Raw genomic sequence first — 19,053 nt, 5'->3', positions numbered from 1 at the left:
TCTACGCAGCTCCGCTGCCGGATTCGGCGGGGATGGCGAACAGCGTCGTCGGTCCGCCTTCGGGTGCCGAATTCTGCCGCCCGATCGCCGATCCCGGCTTTGGCGTCTCGCCGCGCCGCAGCAAGTCGAGGAGCGCCTTGGTGCGCGGTCCGTCAAGGTCTTCGTAGAGATCGTCGTTGACCTGAACCACCGGTGCATTCACGCAGGCGCCGAGGCATTCAACCTCTTCGACGGTGAATGTTTCCCCGTCCGCCGCGGCAGCGCGGCTGCACGCCTCCATCACCACGTCCGATCCGCGCAGCCAGCACGGCGTCGTCGTGCAGACCTGCAAATGGAACCGCCCTACCGGCGTCGTATGAAACATGGTGTAGAAGGTCGCAACCTCGTAGACGCGGATACGCGGCATGCCGAGCCGATCGGCCACGACATCCAACGCGGCGCGCGGCACCCAGGCATGACCAGTCTGCCGCGCCATTTGCCGCTGGGCAAGATCGAGCAGCGGCATCACCGCGCTCGCCTGCCGGCCTTCCGGGTATTTCGCGATGATCGCCGGGATCGCGGCCTCGCTCGTCTCGTCGAAACCAAAGGCCATATCTGCTGTCTCGTCCATCGTTCAGCGATCCACTTCCCCGAAGACGATATCGATCGAGCCGAGCACGGCGATCGCATCAGCCAACAAATGACCTTTCGACATCAGATCGATCGCCTGGAGATGCGAAAATCCGGTCGCTCTGATCTTGCACCGATAGGGATGATTGGTGCCATCAGCCACCAGATAGACGCCGAATTCGCCCTTCGGCGCTTCGACCGCCGTATAGGTCGCTCCGGCCGGCACGTGATATCCTTCGGTGAACAATTTGAAGTGGTGAATCAAGGCTTCCATCGAGCGCTTCATCTCGGCACGCTTCGGCGGCGAAATCTTGTTGTCCTGAACCTTTACCGGGCCTTCGGGCATGTTTTTCAGCGCCTGGCGGATGATTTTCACGCTCTCGCCCATTTCGCGGACGCGCACGAGATAACGGTCGAAGCAGTCGCCATGCCGCCCTACCGGCACGTCGAACTCGACTTCGGAGTATTTGTCGTAAGGCTGCGTGCGGCGCAGGTCCCACGCCACGCCAGCCGCCCGCAGATTGGGGCCAGAAAATCCCATCCCAAGGGCGTCTTCCGCCGAGATTATCCCGACATCGACCAGACGCTGTCTGAAGATGCGATTCTCGTTCAGCAAATTCTGCAAATCGTCGAGAAATTTCGGGAAACTCTCGCTCCAAGCCCAGATTTCTTCGGCAAGTCCGGCAGGCAGATCCTTCGAAACTCCGCCCGGCCGGAAATAATTCGCGTGGAATCGCGCCCCCGAAACCGCTTCGTGGAAGGTGAGCAGTTTCTCGCGCTCCTCGTAGCCCCACAGGCTCGGTGATTGCGCCCCAACATCGAGGGCGAGATGCACGACGGTCAGCAAGTGATTGAGCACGCGGGTGATTTCGGAAAACAGCACCCTGATCCACTGGCCGCGCTCTGGCACGGTGATGCCGAGCAACTTTTCGGTTGCCAGTGCGAAAGCGTGCTCGCAGCACATCGGCGAGACGTAATCGAGCCGGTCGAAATAAGGTACCGCCTGAAGATAGGATTTGTATTCGATCAACTTTTCGGTGCCGCGATGCAATAGCCCGATATGCGGATCGGCGCGGACTACCGTCTCGCCTTCCAACTCCAGGATCAGGCGCAGGACGCCGTGGGTCGCCGGATGCTGAGGGCCGACATTGACCGTATGCCGCTCAAGCTGGCTGTCCCGTCCCGGCGCGGTCACCGGCACGATCTGCCGCATAGTACCGCTCATGCCTTGCTTCCTGCTTTCGGGTCGGCTTTTTCGTCGCCGGGCAGAGTCGTCATCGCCTCCCAGGGCGAGAGAAAATCGAAACTGCGGAACTCCTGGGTCAGCGCCACCTTACCATAGACGACGCGCTTCTGCTCCTCGTCATAGCGCAGCTCGACATAACCCGTCAGTGGAAAATCCTTGCGTAACGGATGCCCCTCGAATCCATAATCTGTCACAATCCGGCGATGATCGGCGAGGCCATCGAAGATGACGCCGAACAAATCGAACACCTCGCGCTCCCACCACGCGGTACCGGGCCAGATGGCGGTCACGCTGGAGATCGGCGTTGCCTCATCAGTGGTCACGATCACCCGCAGCCGGTCGTTTCGCGTCACCGACAGCAGATTATAAACGATATCGAATCGTTCCGCCCGTTGCGGCCAATCCACGCCGCACACATCCATGCACTGTTCGAAGGCAAACCGCGGATCGCCCCGCAAGGTGCGCATCAAATCTGCAAGGGAGCCGCGCGCTGCACGCACCACCCGCTCGCCATGGTCCACCGAGACGTCTCTCACGCCGTCGAGCGCGCGGAGCGCCGATTCGAAAGGATCGACGGGCGCCTCCGCCACGGTTCCGGCACTCTGGTCCTGTGCGTCAGTCACGGAGGATCGTCCCGGTGCGGCGGATTTTTTTCTGCAATTGCATGATGCCGTAGACCAACGCCTCGGCGGTTGGCGGGCAGCCTGGGACATAGATATCGACCGGCACGATCCGGTCGCAGCCGCGCACCACGGAATAGGAATAATGATAATAGCCGCCGCCATTCGCGCAGCTTCCCATCGAAATCACCCAGCGCGGTTCCGGCATCTGGTCATAGACCTTGCGCAGCGCCGGCGCCATCTTGTTGGTCAGCGTGCCAGCGACGATCATCACATCGCTCTGGCGTGGGGAATTGCGCGGGATGACACCAAAGCGGTCGAGATCCCAGCGCGGCATATAGGCATGGATCATCTCGACCGCGCAGCAGGCGAGCCCGAAGGTCATCGGCCACAAGCTGCCGGTGCGCGCCCAATTCACCAACCTGTCGAGATTGGCGACCACGAAACCCTTGCCGGCGATTTCGCCGGTAATCCCGCGGATCACGGCATCTTGGTCGGTCCCGGCCGATAGAGCCTCATGATTCCACGCAATATCAGTATCTTGCACGGCGTTCATCTCACGCGTCCCCGATCAGGCCACACAACGGCCGCTTACCAAATTCGTCATGCCCCGTCCATTTCCGGCCGCAATGCCATCATCATTCCCAATCAAGGGCACCCTTACGCCACTCATAAATAAACCCCACGGTGAGGATCGCGAGAAATCCGATCATCGACCAGAAGCCCAAGGCGCCGATCCGCGAAAGGCTCACCGCCCAGGGGAACAGAAAAGCGATCTCGACGTCGAAAATGATGAACAGAATTGCAACGAGATAATACCGGACATCGAATTTCCTGCGAGCATCGCTGAACGGCTCGAATCCGCATTCGTAGGCGCTCAGTTTTTCGCCGTATGGATTCTGGCGCGCTGCCAGCAGAGATCCCGCCACGAAAGCGATTCCGAGCAGACCCGCGATGGCCACGAACACGAGGATCGGGAAATAGTCGTGAAGAATGGGTTGCACCGTGATCAGCCCCCTATGACGCTCACGAGTTGGATCGGCACCAAATCGTACAACCAATGCCGATTGCTTTCCGCATGTCATACTGCGCGCGGAACAGGTCAACCCCGCAATCCGCGAAGGACCAGATCCCCCGTTATTATCCCATCAAGATTATGCGATAGATGGTTGACCAGCTTGAATAAACTGGCGCGAGTGACGGGGCTCGAACCCGCGACCTCCGGCGTGACAGGCCGGCGCTCTAACCAACTGAGCTACACCCGCGTCGTGGGGAGCCTACTAGAGCGCCGGCCGGCAGGCGTCAAGCGTAGCGGGGTGCGTGCTCAGGGGGCGGTCAACGCACCGCCGAGAGCGCCGACGCCACCGCCGATCAGCGCGCCGGTCGCCGGTTTGCCGCCGGACAAGGCGGAAATCCCCGCGCCCGCGCCCGCGCCGAGCATTCCGCCGGTCAGAGCCCTGGTGCCCGGCGAATAGCCGCAGGCAGCCAAACCAAGCGCCAATCCAAGAGCGAGAATCGGTCTGGTCCATGTCAACATCGCGATGCCCTCCGAAAATCGAACACAAGACGGACATGGGGTGCAGCGCTGACGAATCGCCGTCCCAGGTATGAATTCCAGTTCAGATGGGTGTGATCGGAGGTTTCAGTGCTACCCGTCGTCCGGTGCGGGAATGGGCGGTGACGGGATCGAACCGCCGGCCCTCTCGGTGTAAACGAGACGCTCTACCGCTGAGCTAACCGCCCAAGGATCTCATGCCAAGCGCTTGGCGATCCACGATTCGTCGTGAGCCGCCCTAAAATATCGGCAAGTAGGCCTGTACCAAGCCCGACGGCAAGCTGTTGTTCGCAACCATCAGTGCGAGGCGCATAGCGCCGAAACCATCCAGCGATCAAATGGACTGGATTGGTTCCCCCTGGCGTTGTTCGGGGTCGCAATGATGTGCGTAGAATGAGCCCCTTCAGAAAGGTTTCGCATCATTCCCAGAAATGCAGCCGAAATAAGCCGAACGCGCGGTCAGTTCACCGCGTCTTTCAGGGTTTTGCCAGGCTTGAACCGCACCGAGGTGGACGCGGGGATTTTAATCTCCTCGCCCGTCCGCGGGTTGCGGCCGGTTCCCGCCTTGCGCTGTGCAGTGCCGAAGGTGCCGAATCCCACCAAGCGCACTTCCTGCTTCTTTTTCAACGCCTTTTCGATCGCGGTGAATACCGCGTCGACGACTTCCGCCGCCTTGGCCTTGGAAAGATCGGTTTGTTCCGCCACGTCTGCGACGAGGTCCATCTTGTTCACGGATTGGTCTCCCGGTTGTGAAAAAGCCATGGAAAGGAGCATCTGGAAACAAGTCCGTACCTGTTCCCGATGTCGGTTCCCGACTCAAGGCGCGCACAGTAGAGGGGCCGGTTTCCTCTCGTCAACGAAGACGACGAAAAAACCGGCCCCATGACGCTGATTTAAGCCGCCACGAACGCCCAGAACGTCAGTGCGGCAGGGCGGCGCCAGCCGATTCAGCCGCACGTGGCGGAATCGGTTCCACCGGCTCTTCCCAGTCGATCGGCTCGGGTTTGCGCACCAGCGCCTGCCCGATCACCTCGTCGACATGAGATACCGCAATGATCTTCAACGATTTTTTCACATTCTCCGGGATCTCCGCGAGATCCTTCTCGTTGTCTTTCGGGATCAGCACCGTGGTGATGCCCGCGCGCAAGGCGGCAAGCAGCTTCTCCTTAAGTCCACCGATCGGCAGCACCCGGCCGCGCAACGTAATTTCGCCGGTCATGGCAATATCCTTGCGCACCGGAATACTCGTCAGTGCAGAGACAATCGACGTCGCCATCGCGATGCCCGCCGACGGGCCATCCTTTGGCGTGGCACCCTCGGGAACATGGACATGGATGTCGCGTTTCTCGAACACCGGAGGCTTGATCCCGAACTGGATCGCGCGCGAGCGGATATACGAAATCGCCGCCGAAACACTTTCCTGCATCACGTCGCCAAGCTTGCCGGTCTGTTTGACGTTTCCCTTGCCGGGCAGAAGCAGGCTTTCGATGGTCAGGATTTCGCCACCTACTTCGGTCCAGGCCAGGCCGGTGACCACGCCCACCATGTCCTCGGCCTCGGTCTCGCCGAAACGGAAACGTGGGACACCCGCGAATTTCTCAAGGTTCTTGCGGGTTACTGCGACTTTCGCAACCTTTTTGGTGACGATCTCCTTGACCGATTTGCGCGCCAGATTGGCGAGCTCGCGTTCAAGGTTACGCACCCCGGCTTCGCGCGTGTAGGTACGGATCAGTTCGCGCAGCACATCGTCGGAAACCGACCATTCCTCCGGTTTCAAACCGTGTGCCTCGGATTGCTTGGCGATCAGGTGCCGCCGGGCGATCTCGATTTTTTCATCCTCGGTATAACCGGGGATACGGATGATCTCCATGCGGTCGAGCAGCGGCTGCGGCATACGCAAGCTGTTTGCGGTGGTGACGAACATCACATCCGACAGATCGTAGTCGACTTCCAGATAATGGTCGTTGAAGGTCGCGTTCTGTTCGGGATCGAGAACCTCGAGCAGCGCCGAGGTGGGATCGCCCCGCCAATCCGAGCCCAGCTTGTCGATTTCGTCCAGAAGGAACAACGGGTTCGACGTTTTGGCCTTCTTCATGCCCTGAATGATCTTGCCGGGCATCGAACCGATATAGGTCCGCCGGTGGCCGCGAATTTCCGCCTCGTCGCGTACGCCGCCGAGCGACATCCGCACGAAGCTCCTCCCGGTCGCGTGGGCGATCGATTTGCCGAGCGAGGTCTTGCCGACGCCTGGAGGGCCGACAAGGCAAAGAATCGGCCCGCGCAGTTTCGGGCTGCGCGACTGCACCGCCAAATATTCGACGATGCGTTCCTTGATCTTGTCCAGACCATAATGATCGTCGTTCAGCACGCGCTCAGCCGCGACCACGTCGTTCTTGATCTTGCCGCGCTTCTTCCACGGAATGCCGAGTATCCAGTCGAGATAGTTGCGCACGACCGTGGCTTCCGCGCTCATCGGGCTCATGGTCTTGAGCTTCTTCAATTCCGCCACCGCCTTGTCGCGCGCTTCTTTCGAGAGCTTGGTCGTTTTGATTTTCTCTTCGAGTTCGGCGGTCTCGTCCTTGCCATCCTCGCCCTCGCCCAGCTCCTTCTGAATCGCCTTGAGCTGTTCGTTCAGGTAATATTCGCGCTGGGTCTTTTCCATCTGCCGCTTGACGCGATTGCGGATGCGCTTCTCGACCTGGAGCACCCCGATTTCGGCTTCCATATGGGCGAAAACGCGCTCCAACCGCTCGGCAATCGCCGAGGCTTCCAGCAATTCCTGCTTGTCGGCGATCTTCAGCCCGAGATGGCTCGATATGGTGTCGGCGAGCTTGGAGGCATCGTCGATCTGATTGACCGAAACCAGAACTTCCGGCGCGATCTTTTTGTTGAGCTTGATGTACTGCTCGAACTGAGCGACCACGCCGCGGGCCAGGGCTTCGAGTTCCTTGCCCTCCTGCCGCACATCGTCGAGCGGTTCGGCATAGACCTCGAAATGACTCTCGGTTTCCTTATATCCGGTGATTCGGGCCCGCCGGACGCCCTCGACAAGCACTTTCACCGTGCCGTCGGGCAGTTTGAGAAGCTGCAGCACGGTCGAAACGGTGCCGACATCATAGATATCCTCGGCGGCAGGGTCGTCCTGCTGGGCGTTTTTCTGCGCGACGAGCAGGATCTGCTTATCTTCCTTCATCACGCTTTCGAGCGCGCGCACCGATTTTTCACGGCCGACGAAAAGCGGTACGATCATGTGCGGGAACACGACGATATCGCGCAACGGCAGCACCGAAAGCAGTTCGCCGCAGGGTATTCCGGCGCCCGGTTTTCGGGTGGGGTCGGTCTCTGACATTAGACTACCTTTCCTGATCCACGTGCCCTGCCCGGAAGCGGCACAGAGCGCGGCGCCGGGTTATCCGGCCACAAAGGCGATATGGGGAGGCCATGGCGATCGCGCAATCCATGCGGCGGTCCGGCCGGTCTGCGCAGAAGCAGCTCTTCAAGACCCTGTTTCAGCCCGCTCTTTTCCATGCAGGAACAATGGGTTGGCGCGACCTTCGGCAACCTCGCCATTGATCATCACCTCCTCGACGCTGTCGAGACCCGGCAGGTCGAACATGGTTACAAGCAGGATCTGCTCCATAATCGAACGCAAGCCACGGGCACCGGTTTTGCGCAGAACCGCGCGGGTCGCGACCACACGCAGCGCATCGTCGGTGAAATTCAGCTTGACTCCTTCCATCTCGAACAAACGGGCATATTGCTTGACCAGCGCGTTTTTCGGCTTGGTCAGGATCTCGATCAATGCCGATTCATCCAGATCGTCCAGCGTCGCGACCACCGGCAGGCGGCCGATGAATTCCGGGATCAGGCCGAATTTCAGCAGGTCTTCGGGCTCGACGTCCTTCAGGATCGCGCCGGTGCGGCGTTCGCTCGGGTCGCGGACATCGGCGCCGAAGCCCATCCCCGAACCCTTGCCGCGCTGGGCGATGATTTTCTCTAGCCCGGAGAAAGCGCCGCCACAAATGAACAATATGTTCGTGGTATCGACCTGGAGGAACTCCTGTTGCGGGTGTTTGCGTCCGCCCTGCGGCGGCACCGAGGCCACGGTTCCTTCCATGATCTTGAGCAGAGCCTGCTGCACGCCTTCGCCGGACACATCCCGCGTGATCGAGGGATTGTCGGATTTGCGGCTGATCTTGTCGACCTCGTCGATATAGACGATGCCGCGCTGCGCCCGTTCGACATTGTAATCCGCCGATTGCAACAGTTTCAGGATGATGTTCTCGACATCCTCCCCGACATAACCAGCCTCGGTCAGCGTCGTCGCGTCCGCCATGGTGAACGGAACGTCGAGAATCCGCGCCAAGGTCTGCGCCAGCAGCGTCTTGCCCGAGCCGGTGGGCCCGATCAGCAGGATGTTGGACTTGGCGATTTCGATGTCGTTATTCTTCTGAGCGTGGGCAAGGCGCTTGTAGTGGTTGTGTACTGCAACACTGAGCACCTTCTTGGCCTGATCCTGGCCGATCACGTAATCGTCCAGCACCTTGCAGATCTCGCGTGGAGTGGGCACGCCGTCCCGCGACTTGACGAGATGGGTGCGATGCTCCTCGCGGATGATATCCATGCAGAGTTCGACACATTCGTCGCAGATGAAGACCGTCGGGCCCGCGATCAGCTTGCGGACCTCGTGCTGGGACTTGCCGCAGAACGAGCAGTACAAGGTGTTCTTCGACTCTCCTGATTTCGTGCTCATCAACGCTCCAGCAGCGCCCCAAAAGCGGCGGCGCACAATCAATCCGTCAGAGACTAGACCCCGGGGGCGGATCGCACAAGCATTCCACCCCCAAGAGTCGCCTGATTGCAACAGTTTCGGGATAGATGTCGGGTGGGTGGTGACCCGATCAACCCCCGCTTTTCGCGGGACTGATTTCCTTAACGGTCGAGTCGGAACGGATCGGGTTCCGTGTCACGACCTCGTCAACTAGTCCGAAAACCTTGGCTTCCTCGGCGGACATGAATCGATCGCGCTCCAGCGCGCGCTCGATGTCCTCAAGAGTCTGGCCGGTATGGGTCACGTAAATGTCATTCAGGCGGCGGCGCAGCGTAAGGATCTCCCTCGCCTGGATCTCGATATCGGCCGCCTGACCCTGCGCGCCGCCGGAGGGCTGGTGGACCATGATCCGTGCGTTCGGCAAAGCGAAACGTTTGCCTTTTTCGCCTGCGGCCAAAAGCAGACTGCCCATCGAGGCCGCCTGGCCGATGCATACGGTGGTTACTGGGCTACGAATATATTGCATCGTGTCATAGATCGCGAGGCCGGCCGATACCACGCCGCCGGGGCTGTTGATGTAAACCGCGATATCCTTCGACGGATTTTCACTCTCCAGAAACAGCAATTGAGCGGAAATCAGCGAGGCGACCTGATCGAAGACCGGGCCGGTCAGGAAGATGATCCGCTCCTTCAGAAGGCGCGAAAAGATATCGTAGGCCCGCTCGCCCCGCGCCGTCTGCTCGACGACCATGGGCACGAGATTGTTCATATAGATGTCGATCGGGTCCCGATCCATCGGCGTATTCCTCTTGAACCTGGGCCGGCGCCGCCGCACCCGTATGAAACGAACGAACTGCCGAGATCCATTCCGCCTCGCCAAGGCCGGGCCGGACGCCGCAGGAGTCAAGATTAGCCGATGGGCGGGCGCCGTCCATCCCCCTTCGGTCGTCGCTGCTCCCCTCGCGTCAGTCGTCGCTGTCGGCGAACAATTCCTCGGGGGAAACCTCCTGGTCGGTCACCGTGGCAAGTTCCAGCGCGTAATCGACCACCTTGTCCTCGAAGATCGGGCCGCGCAGCCGGTCCATGGCGCGCGGGTTCTTCTGGTAGAAATCGACGATCATTTTTTCCTGGCCGGGGAATTGCTGCAATTCCTGGATCATCGCGCGACGCAGATCCTGCTCGGACACCTGCACGTTGTTGGACCGACCGATTTCGGCGACCAGCAGGCCAAGCCGTACTCGCCGATCGGCGATGGCGCGGTATTCGCTCCGCAGGGTCGCTTCGTCCTTCGCGGCGTCCTCGGCGTCGAGCCGGTCGGCGGCGCGTTCGGCTTCGACCTGCCGCCAGATTTCCGCGAATTCTGCATCCACCAGCGTTTCGGGAGTCGGAAAATCGGCCTGCTCGGCGAGCTTGTCGAGCAATGCGCGCTTGAGCTTCATGCGGCTCGCGCCGGCGCGGGCTCCCTCGAGCCGTTCGCCAAAGAATTTGCGCAATTCGGCGAGGTTTTCGAACCCATTGGCTTCGGCAAAGGTATCGTTCAGCACCGCCGGAATCTTGCGTTTCAGCGCCTTGCCGGTAATGTCGAACGTGGCTTCCTTGCCGGCGAGATTGGCGGCTTGATAGTCTGCAGGAAAGGTGACGGTGATGACGCGATGTTCACCCGGCGCCAATCCTTCGACCTGCTCGGCGAAGCCGGGAATGAACCCCGAGCCGCCGATCTCGACATCAGTGTCCTGCGCGGCGCCGCCGTCGAACGGCACATCGTCGAGCGTGCCCAGGAAATCGACAGTTAGGATTTCACCCTTTGCCACGCCGCGGGTTTCCTCGATCGGTTCGAGGCTTGCGCGCTGGTCGGCGAATTTGGCCATCGCCTCGTCGATTTCCGCTTCGGTCACCGGCGCCTTCGGCCGGGTCAGGCTGATCGCCTTGAGGTCGGGGATTTTTACCTCGGGCAGGATCTCCATTTCGACCTTGAATTCGAGATCTGTCTCGGTGCCGGGATTGACCACTTCGACCTTGGGCGAGACGGCTGGGCGCAAGCTGCGTTCGGCCAGCATTCTGTCGGTCGCGTCGTTCACCGAGGCTTCGAGAACCTCCGCCGCGACGGCATCGCCGAAGCGCCGGCGCACCATCGACAACGGCACCTTGCCCGGCCGGAATCCCGGCATCTGCATCGTCTTCGACAGCTCGGCGAGGCGCTTCTCGCGCTTCTCGGTGAGATCGGCCCCCGGCACGACGACGGTGAAACCACGCTTCAGCCCATCGCTCAGGGTCTCGGTAATCTGCATGTCCAAGGATATCCTTACGTTACGCCACTCAACAAGATCCACCAGCCGTCATGCGGGCGGAGGGACTTGAACCCCCACGGCTTGCGCCACCAGAACCTAAATCTGGCGTGTCTGCCAATTTCACCACGCCCGCCGAAAACCGCCCGCAGAAAGCCAGATCGCACGCGATCCGCACGTTACTGATCGCGGCGGCAACTAGCGCGGATCGTCGTTCCCGACAAGCGCATCGGCGGTAAATCTGGACGTTTACCTCGTCAGAAGCGGTAGCGCATCCCGGCGGTCACCATCCGCTGATTGCCATCCGAGCGGGCGAAGGTGGTCGCGAGATCGACGCTGGCAGCGAGTTGACCGAAAATCGTGGCAGTCGCACCGATATCCGCGACGCCCCATCTGGTCGCCTGATTCGGGAAATTGGTGGTCAGCCCGACCAGCGGTTCGTCGGTGAAAACGCTGGCGAAGCTGCCCCGCGTGCCGTCAAGCTCGGCCTGACCCTCGATCGAGCCATGCGGGCGCAGATCGAGCGCGCCGATATGCGCGCTGGCCGAAACGCCAAGGCCGAAACTCGCGATCGTGCGCGACAGGGACTGGGTTTGCACCGCCATGACCAGCGCCGGATCGCCCTGCTGGGTATAGGCGTTCACGTTGGCCTGGGTGGCGTCCAACCCGACGATCGGGCCGAAAGCGAGAGCGCCGCGACGGATCAGATAGCCGCCATTCACCACGACGCTGTCGGTATGCCCGCCCGGAGCAGCGGTCATCGGCACGAGAACGCCCGGTGCGCTGAACTGGGTGACCTGGGCAATGCCGTAATCGACCTGACCGTCGAGAAACAGATGCCGCGACTGCGCCATCGCATAGGCGGCAAACTGATAGGCATGAGCCTGAACATTAGCGCCGCCATTCACCGTCGCATTATCAGTGCCGTAGCCGAACGCGAGGCCCGCGGCGATATGCGGGTTGAACCGATAATCCGCCCCGGCGGTCACGGTGCCGATATTGTCGCTGAATCCCAGATTGCCCGGCGCATTGCTGCGCGACCCATAATCATAGCCGCCGGTCACATAGACAGAAAGGCGATGATCCGGCATCGGACCCATCGGGCCGGTATCTCCTTCCGCGGCATCGGCGAGCATCGGTGCGGACGGCAGATTGACCGAAATTCCCGAGGCACCGTTGCGCAGAGCGTCCATTCGCGCCGAGATCGACGCCGAGAACGCTTCGGCACCGGAGGCAAGTAGTCGCGCCGGCGCGGCGAGCGAATCCAGGTTGTTCAGTGCACTTGCGCTGTACTCCGCAACCAGCAGATGCGTATGCGTGGTGGGATGCACGTTGCCCCAGAACAGGTACTGGTTCTGCACCGATAGCGGCTGACCAAGGCAGGCGGCGGTCAACCGGCAGGCATCGGTGACGTTGGTGATGCCGAAAGCGCCCGGATTCACCAGCAATTCCTTGAACAACAGCGATTGATTGATCAGAATGATGTTGGTACCGATTTTCTGGTGAATCGTCGCGATCGCCCGTTCAAGCGCCGCATCATGCGCCGTCGAGATCTGATCTGCGACGAAACTCTCCAGCGGGTTGGCGTTGAATTCAGGGGTGGCACCCAGCGGCGGCAGGCTTTGCACGATGATCTGCCTCGCGCCGAGTTGTGCCAGTTGCACGATGCCCTCGCTGGTCTGGGTGATCGCCGTGGTCACCGCCCCAATAATGATCTGCTTGTATTGGGCCGGATCGGCTAGGATTTGTCCGGCCGCGACGAAATAGTTGTTCGCCCCCACCCACACGCCAACGACATCGCGCGATGTGAAATGCCCGCCTTTACTAGCAAAACTCTGAATTTCCTGTAAAAAACTCGGCAGCGGCGCCGGAAACCCTTCCACGTTCGAGATATTGTTGAAGGTCTGGCCATCGATCGTCAGCGGGCCGGTAAAGGCGCCGCCCACGCCGTAATCATTGGAGGGCTGAAAATCGAGGCCTGTCAGGCCCGGTAGATACTCGGCCCAGACCGGACCGTTGGAAAAATGATATTCGTAATAGGGCGGGCTGGGGGGATACGGAATTCCGGTCAAGCGCGGGATGTTGCCGTTATCGACTAGACTGTCGCCGAACGCATAGAAACTGCCGGGTGAGGCCGCATAAGCAAAGGGGGCGATCGCCAGCGCCAGCGCAATGCCGGATAGCGCAAGACCACCCGCCAGGGCTTTCTTGAGTGACATCCGAATCTCCCGTGACTGTAGACTTATTTTCGTTAACGTCAGGGAATGTGCGCTGAGGATAGGCGCCGGTCAATCGCCGAATCCCCCCACGCGCGAAGGTCTGGGCGATGTTGCCCTTTTGCCATGCGCGCACGGGCGCACGATGAACGCTGTATCGAAGATTCTGAAAGTTCAAATGCATAGAGGCCGCCTGATCGGCAACCGGAGGGCCGTCAGGTGCGCGTTCGCTCCTGCGTCGTTTCCTCGGGAGGGCCGGAAAGGGCTTCGATCAACGCGCCGCGCAATTGTGCGAGCTTGCGTTCATTTTGCACTTTCAGGCCGAACACGTCCTTCACGTAAAAAACGTCCACGGCCCGCACGCCGTAGGTCGTGATATGTGCCGAGGCGATTTGCAGCCCTTGCCCGGTGATCGCCGCCGTCACGTCGTGCAGCAGGCCGGGCCGGTCGCGCCCGTTCACCTCGATCACGGTGTGACGATTGGAGGCGCGATTGTCGACGACCACACGCGGCGGCACATGGATCGCGCGCATCCGTCCGCCGGCCACATTGCGGCCGGCCTTGCGGATCTCCGCAGAAAGCCTAAGCCGGCCGGACAGCACCTGCTCGATCACCGCGGATATCCGCGCCAGACGGTGCGGCGCATCCAGCGGCCCACCGCCGGCATCCTGAATCCAGAACGTATCCAGCGCCATGCCGTCGGTCAGCGTGTGGATTCGCGCATCGACGATCGAGGCGCCGGCAACCGCTAGCGCTCCGGCGATCCTGCTGAACAATCCGGCATGGTCCGCCGTATAGACGACGATTTCGGTAACCCCCCGCGCCGGCAACGGTTCGGCGGCCACCACCAGCGGCATGTTCCGCTGCTTCGCGTCGCGGATCAGCCTGCCGTGGCGCGCGATAGTTTCGGGGTCGAATCCAAGCCAATATCCCGGATAGCCAAGGTTGAGAAAATCCTCACGATCGACGGCAGGCCAGTCGGCCAACAATTCGCTGACCATCTGCTTGACCCGCGCGACCCGGACATCGCGTTCGGTGGTCGCAAGCCCGCCCTCCAGAACCTCGGCCACGCGCGCATAGATTTCTCGAAGCAGCGTCGCCTTCCAGCCATTCCAGACCTTGGGCGAAACCGCGCGGATATCCGCCACGGTCAGGATCAATAGGAGGCGCAGCCGCTCCGGCGATTGCACGACGTCAGCGACGTCGAGAATCGTTTTCGGGTCGTCGATATCGCGGGAAAACGCCGTCTGGCTCAGTAGCAGATGATGCAGTACCAGCCAGGAGACCATCTCGGTCTCTTCCGGGTCGAGACCGAGTGCGGGGCCGATCGTTGCGGCAAGTTCCGCGCCGATCTCGGAATGGTCCCCGCCCCTGCCCTTGGCGATGTCGTGGAGCAGCAGCGCGACATAAAGCGCGCGGCGCGATTGCAGATGCCGGGCGACGCCACTCGCCACCGGCGCGATCTCGACGAGTTCGCCTCGTTCGATCATATTGAGTACGCCGATGGCATGAATCGTGTGCATGTCCACGGTATAGACATGGTAGCTGTCGAACTGCATCTGCCCGACGATGCGCCGCCAGTCCGGCAGATAGCGGCCGAGCGCGCCGGTCTCGTTCAGTATCTTCAGCCAGTGCGCGCCATCGGCGGTTGGTTCGCCGGCGCCGCACAGAAGATCAAGAAACAGGGCCGCCGCCGCGGGATCGCCGCGCAACTCGGCGGTCCGGCGTGCGCCCCGGATCATCGCGCGCAGGGCAAGCGGATGCAGCGCAAGCGCACGGTCGCGTGCGAAACGAAGGATGCGGAACAATTGCAGCGGCTCAACCGTCGGCTCGCGGCCCTGAGCGAATAGGATGCGCCCGTCGGCAAGCACGAATCCGGCATCCGCGAGTTCCGAATCGGTCGCGGGCGCGATCGCCGGCGGGCCGAGTGCCGCGCGAAGCACGGCCGGCTCCAGCACGCCGGTCACCCGCGCGACCTCGCGCACCACTAGGAAGTAGTGGCGCATGAAGCGCTCGACGCCGTCCTGCCGCCCATGGCGTGTATATCCCATGCGCGCACCGATCACCGGCTGCAGGTCGAAGGTCAGCCGCTCTTCGGCGCGGCCGGCGACATAATGGAGGTGGAATCGGACGGTCCAAAGATAATCCCAGGCACGCTTGCACGCCCGCGCCTCCGAGGCGCTAAGAATCCCGCCGCCGGGTGCGGAGGGTCCGACCAGTTCGGTCATCGCGAAGGTGCCGAACACATAGCGCGCGACCCAGTAGAGCGTTTGCAGATCGCGCAGCCCGCCCTTTCCCTCCTTGATGTTGGGCTCGACCATGAACGGCGTATCGCCGAACCGGGCGTGGCGGGCGGCGCGCTCCTCCTGTTTCGCAGCGATGTATTTAGCGGGGCTTTCGGCGGCGCAATCGGCGCGGAAGGCGAGCTGGAAATGCGCGAACAGAGGCCGGTCGCCGGCCAGGCAGCGCGCATCGAGCAGCGAGGTGCGGATGGTGATGTCGCCGCTTGCCTCGGTCAGGCAATCGGCGGTCGAACGCGTGGCGTGGCCGACTTTCAGACCGAGATCCCAAAGAAAATACAGGATGAATTCGACCGCCCGCTCGACCCGTGCCGAAGGTTCATGATCGGTCAGAAACAAAAGATCGATATCGCTGAACGGCGCGAGCGTGGCCCGGCCATAGCCCCCGGTGGCCGCGACCGCGAGCCGGTCGCCCGCTTCGACCGGCAGCAATTCGAGCGCATAACGGATCAGGGCGGCAATAAACTCATCCATCAGGCCCGAGAGCAGCCGTGCGGCAGCAAGTCCGCTCAGTTCCCCGAGTTCGAACCGCGTTTGCACATGGGTTTGCAATCGGGCGAGCTGGCGGCGGAACAAGCCGAGCGCCGCATCGCGCGGCGGCACGGCGCCCGTGGGAATAAGTGCCGCGAGCGTCGCGCCGACATCCGGGCGATCGCGGCCTGCGCCGTCGAGCGGGGCCGAGACGAAACCTGACGGCGCTTCCGGCAGATCGGGCAAGAAAAATGGCGATGATTGTGCGGTATCCGTCATATCATCCACCCTCTACCGCGTCAGGCTCCGCATCGCCAAGAAACTTTCGTCGCCACGCATAAATCAGATCGAGCGCCTCGCGTGGCGACAGTCGATCGGGATCGATACCGGCGAGCGCCGCACGCCATTCCGGCGCTTCTGCAGGATCGGCCAAGGCCGGTGCGTCCTCCATGCCGGCGAATAGCGGCAAGGATGCGGCGGGACTTTGAGTTCGTTCTGCCGCGCGCAGCAGGGAATCCGCTCGGCGGACGATGTTCTCCGGCACCCCTGCCAGTTTTGCCACATGCACGCCCCAGCTTCGTTCCGCCGCCCCCTCGATGACTTCATGCAGGAACACCACCTCGCCGCGCCACTCCTTCACCCGCATCGTGCAGGGGCGCAGCCGGGGCAGCGCCGCATCCAATTGCACGAGATCGTGAAAATGCGTCGCGAAAATGGCGCGGCTTCGGATCATCCCGTGCAGAGCCTCGAGCACCGCCTGGGCGATCGCCAACCCGTCCCTGGTGCCGGTGCCCCGGCCGATCTCGTCGATGATCACGAAGCTGCGAGGGCCGGCCTGATGCAGGATCGCTGCCGTTTCGATCATCTCGACCATGAAGGTAGAGCGGCCGGCGGCCAGATCGTCGGCGGCCCCGACACGCGAAAACAGCCGGTCGACCAGACCGATCCGCGCTGCGTCGGCCGGCACCGGCAACCCGGCCTGAGCGAGCACGATCATCAAGGCGTTCTGCCGGAGAAATGTCGATTTGCCCGCCATATTCGGGCCCGTAAGCAACATCAGCCGGCGTTCGGACGAAAGATCGGCGTCGTTGGCGATATAGGACTGGCCCGGCGGTAGTGCCGCTTCGACCACCGGATGTCGCCCGGCATCGATGACAAAATCGGTTCCCTCGGTCAGGCAAGGCGCACACCAGCGCCCGATCTCGGCGAGGCTCGCCGCCGACTGGAGTGCATCGAGCCGAGCCAAGGCCTCGGCACAGGCGCCGATCCGATCCTCATGCCGAACCACCTGACGCAGCAGATGATCGAGCACCAGCGCCTCGCGAGCGGCTGCCCTGTCATGCGCTTCGGCGATCCGCCGATCCAGATCCGACAGCTCCGGATGGGAGAAACGGGCGGCAGAGGCAAGACCCTGGCGCAGAATCAGTTCGGGGAAGTCGCGCAATGCATCGATGGCGCTGGACGGTGCCTCCAGCACGTAACCGAGCTGATTGTGATGGCGCACTTTCAAACTTGCCACACCGTAGCGGGAGGCGAGTTCGGTCTGCAGGCCAGCGATTACCTGCCGCGTTTCGTCGCGCAGCCGGCGCTCGGCATCGAGTTCGTCGTCGAAGCCGGGCCGGATTGACGAACCTTCGCCGAGCCGCGACGGTGGCGTTTCGACCAGCGCCGACTGAAGCAGCGCCGCAAGCGCGGCCGAAGGATCGAGTGCCGCGATATCAGCGGCGAGCGGCTGTACCGAATCGCTGCCCATCAGGGGAGTCAATGCTCTTCTGACAGTGGCAGCGCTCGCCAGCGCATCACGAACCTGGCCGAGATCGCGCGGCGCCAGCCGCCCTGCGTTGCGCGCGGCCAGACTCAGCCGCGCCAGTGCCCGAGCGAGATCCGGCGCGCCGCGCAATCCGGCGCGCACGGATCGCAATGCATCGGGAGCCGCAATCAGGGACTGCCAGCCCGCCTGTCTTGCCCGCAACGCATCGATGGCGTCGAGCGGCGACGCAACCCAGCCGGCGAGCATTCGCGCGCCGGCTGGGCTGACGGTTCGTTTGATCGCGCCGAACAGGCTGCCTGCTTCCGACCCGTCGCGCGCGCGCAGCAAATCGAGACTCGCGCGGGTCGCCGCATCCATCGCCAGCAGACCGTGATCGGCGGTTCGCACCGGATGGGCAAGACGCGGCAAGGCGCCGGCCTGGCTGCGCTCGACGTAGCGCAACGCCGCCGCCGCCGCCGAAGCCTCGGCATCGGTAAAGGCGCCGAACGCATCAAGTGAGGTGACATTGAAGACACGCACGAGATACCGGCGCGCGGCCTCGGGTGGCGGCGTTTCCGCTTCGGCACGGCGATCGGCATAGGCGCCGAGCGTTGACACTCCGGAAGCGATGATTTCTGCGGGATCGAGTCGGCCGAGCAGAGCGGCGAGCGCGCCGGTCGGGATAATCGCGGTTTCGAACATCGCGGTCGAAACATCGAGCCACGCCGCGCCGAGCCGATCTCCATCGGCGGCGAGCGCCAGGAGAATATTGCTGCTGCCGGCTTCAAGCAGCGCTTCCTCGGTAATCGTGCCGGGGGTGATCAGGCGGGTCACTGCCCGCTCGATCGGTGTTTTGCCGCCGCGCGCTTTGGCCGCCTCGGGCGTTTCGAGCTGCTCTGCCACCGCGACGCGGAAGCCGCGCCGGATCAGCCGCCCAAGATAAAGGTCGCGCTGGGAGACCGGCACGCCGCACATGCGGACAGGTTCGCCCTGATGCGTTCCGCGCGCGGTGAGCGCGATGTCGAGCGCGGCTGCCGCCGCCTCGGCGTCGTCGAAGAACAGCTCGTAGAAATCGCCCATGCGAAAGAAAATCAAGGCGTCGGGATAATCCGCCTTCGCCCTGAACCATTGCGCCATGGCAGGTGTTGCGCCTTCGGCGCGGCTCGCATCCATCGGGTCAATCTAGTCGATGACGCATCGGCTGCGAAGCCGGATTGCCCGTCGCCTGTC

Annotated in this window: 14 protein-coding genes and 3 tRNA genes; all 17 read right to left on the bottom strand. The window is 62.2% G+C overall.

Going from position 1 to position 19,053, the window contains the following annotated elements; genetic code table 11:
* Position 1 precedes the first annotated feature (1 nt).
* The gene (locus AiwAL_RS10145) at positions 2-610 is read right to left on the bottom strand and encodes an NAD(P)H-dependent oxidoreductase subunit E (RefSeq protein WP_262312645.1); all 609 of its coding nucleotides are present in this window, start codon (positions 608-610) and stop codon (positions 2-4) included.
* Positions 611-613: 3 nt separating this feature from the next.
* On the bottom strand, positions 614-1,822 hold the full coding sequence (locus AiwAL_RS10140) for an NADH-quinone oxidoreductase subunit D (RefSeq protein WP_407932539.1): 1,209 nt from the start codon (positions 1,820-1,822) through the stop codon (positions 614-616).
* 8 nt (positions 1,823-1,830) lie between these two features.
* Positions 1,831-2,445 carry an NADH-quinone oxidoreductase subunit C gene (locus tag AiwAL_RS10135; protein WP_407932538.1) on the bottom strand — a complete coding sequence of 205 codons (615 nt, stop codon included), beginning with the start codon at positions 2,443-2,445 and terminating at the stop codon, positions 1,831-1,833.
* A 25-nt stretch (positions 2,446-2,470) separates the two neighbouring features.
* Positions 2,471-3,031, bottom strand: coding sequence for an NADH-quinone oxidoreductase subunit B family protein (locus tag AiwAL_RS10130; RefSeq protein ID WP_235704280.1), 561 nt, complete (start codon positions 3,029-3,031; stop codon positions 2,471-2,473).
* Positions 3,032-3,113: 82 nt separating this feature from the next.
* A complete protein-coding gene (locus tag AiwAL_RS10125) occupies positions 3,114-3,479 on the bottom strand; it encodes an NADH-quinone oxidoreductase subunit A (protein WP_235704331.1) in 366 nt (121 codons plus the stop codon).
* Between the two features lie 184 nt (positions 3,480-3,663).
* A tRNA-Asp gene (locus tag AiwAL_RS10120) sits at positions 3,664-3,740 on the bottom strand.
* Positions 3,741-3,799: 59 nt separating this feature from the next.
* Positions 3,800-4,012 carry a hypothetical protein gene (locus tag AiwAL_RS10115; protein ID WP_235704279.1) on the bottom strand — a complete coding sequence of 71 codons (213 nt, stop codon included), beginning with the start codon at positions 4,010-4,012 and terminating at the stop codon, positions 3,800-3,802.
* A gap of 134 nt (positions 4,013-4,146) precedes the next feature.
* Positions 4,147-4,218, bottom strand: a tRNA-Val gene (locus AiwAL_RS10110).
* Between the two features lie 271 nt (positions 4,219-4,489).
* On the bottom strand, positions 4,490-4,804 hold the full coding sequence (locus AiwAL_RS10105; RefSeq protein ID WP_268920216.1) for an HU family DNA-binding protein: 315 nt from the start codon (positions 4,802-4,804) through the stop codon (positions 4,490-4,492).
* 145 nt (positions 4,805-4,949) lie between these two features.
* Complete coding sequence (gene lon / locus AiwAL_RS10100) at positions 4,950-7,379, bottom strand: endopeptidase La (RefSeq protein WP_262312644.1); 2,430 nt, start codon at positions 7,377-7,379, stop codon at positions 4,950-4,952.
* Between the two features lie 147 nt (positions 7,380-7,526).
* On the bottom strand, positions 7,527-8,783 hold the full coding sequence (clpX, locus tag AiwAL_RS10095; RefSeq protein ID WP_262312643.1) for an ATP-dependent Clp protease ATP-binding subunit ClpX: 1,257 nt from the start codon (positions 8,781-8,783) through the stop codon (positions 7,527-7,529).
* Positions 8,784-8,931: 148 nt separating this feature from the next.
* Positions 8,932-9,597, bottom strand: coding sequence for an ATP-dependent Clp endopeptidase proteolytic subunit ClpP (clpP, locus tag AiwAL_RS10090; protein ID WP_316044776.1), 666 nt, complete (start codon positions 9,595-9,597; stop codon positions 8,932-8,934).
* Positions 9,598-9,766: 169 nt separating this feature from the next.
* Positions 9,767-11,089, bottom strand: a complete 1,323-nt coding sequence (tig, locus tag AiwAL_RS10085; protein WP_262312642.1) for a trigger factor — start codon at positions 11,087-11,089, stop codon at positions 9,767-9,769.
* 51 nt (positions 11,090-11,140) lie between these two features.
* Positions 11,141-11,222: transfer RNA gene (locus tag AiwAL_RS10080), tRNA-Leu, on the bottom strand.
* Positions 11,223-11,343: 121 nt separating this feature from the next.
* Positions 11,344-13,305: an autotransporter domain-containing protein gene (locus AiwAL_RS10075; RefSeq protein ID WP_235704275.1), complete on the bottom strand. Its 1,962-nt coding sequence runs from the start codon at positions 13,303-13,305 to the stop codon at positions 11,344-11,346.
* A gap of 212 nt (positions 13,306-13,517) precedes the next feature.
* Positions 13,518-16,352: a [protein-PII] uridylyltransferase gene (locus tag AiwAL_RS10070; RefSeq protein ID WP_235704274.1), complete on the bottom strand. Its 2,835-nt coding sequence runs from the start codon at positions 16,350-16,352 to the stop codon at positions 13,518-13,520.
* Position 16,353: 1 nt separating this feature from the next.
* A complete protein-coding gene (gene mutS, locus AiwAL_RS10065; protein WP_262312641.1) occupies positions 16,354-18,996 on the bottom strand; it encodes a DNA mismatch repair protein MutS in 2,643 nt (880 codons plus the stop codon).
* Positions 18,997-19,053: the final 57 nt, after the last annotated feature.

It is taken from the genome of Acidiphilium sp. AL, from assembly GCF_025499445.1.
Lineage (GTDB): Bacteria > Pseudomonadota > Alphaproteobacteria > Acetobacterales > Acetobacteraceae > Acidiphilium > Acidiphilium iwatense.
Note: the sequence above shows the minus strand (reverse complement) of the source record. Positions and strands in the feature narration are given on the sequence as shown.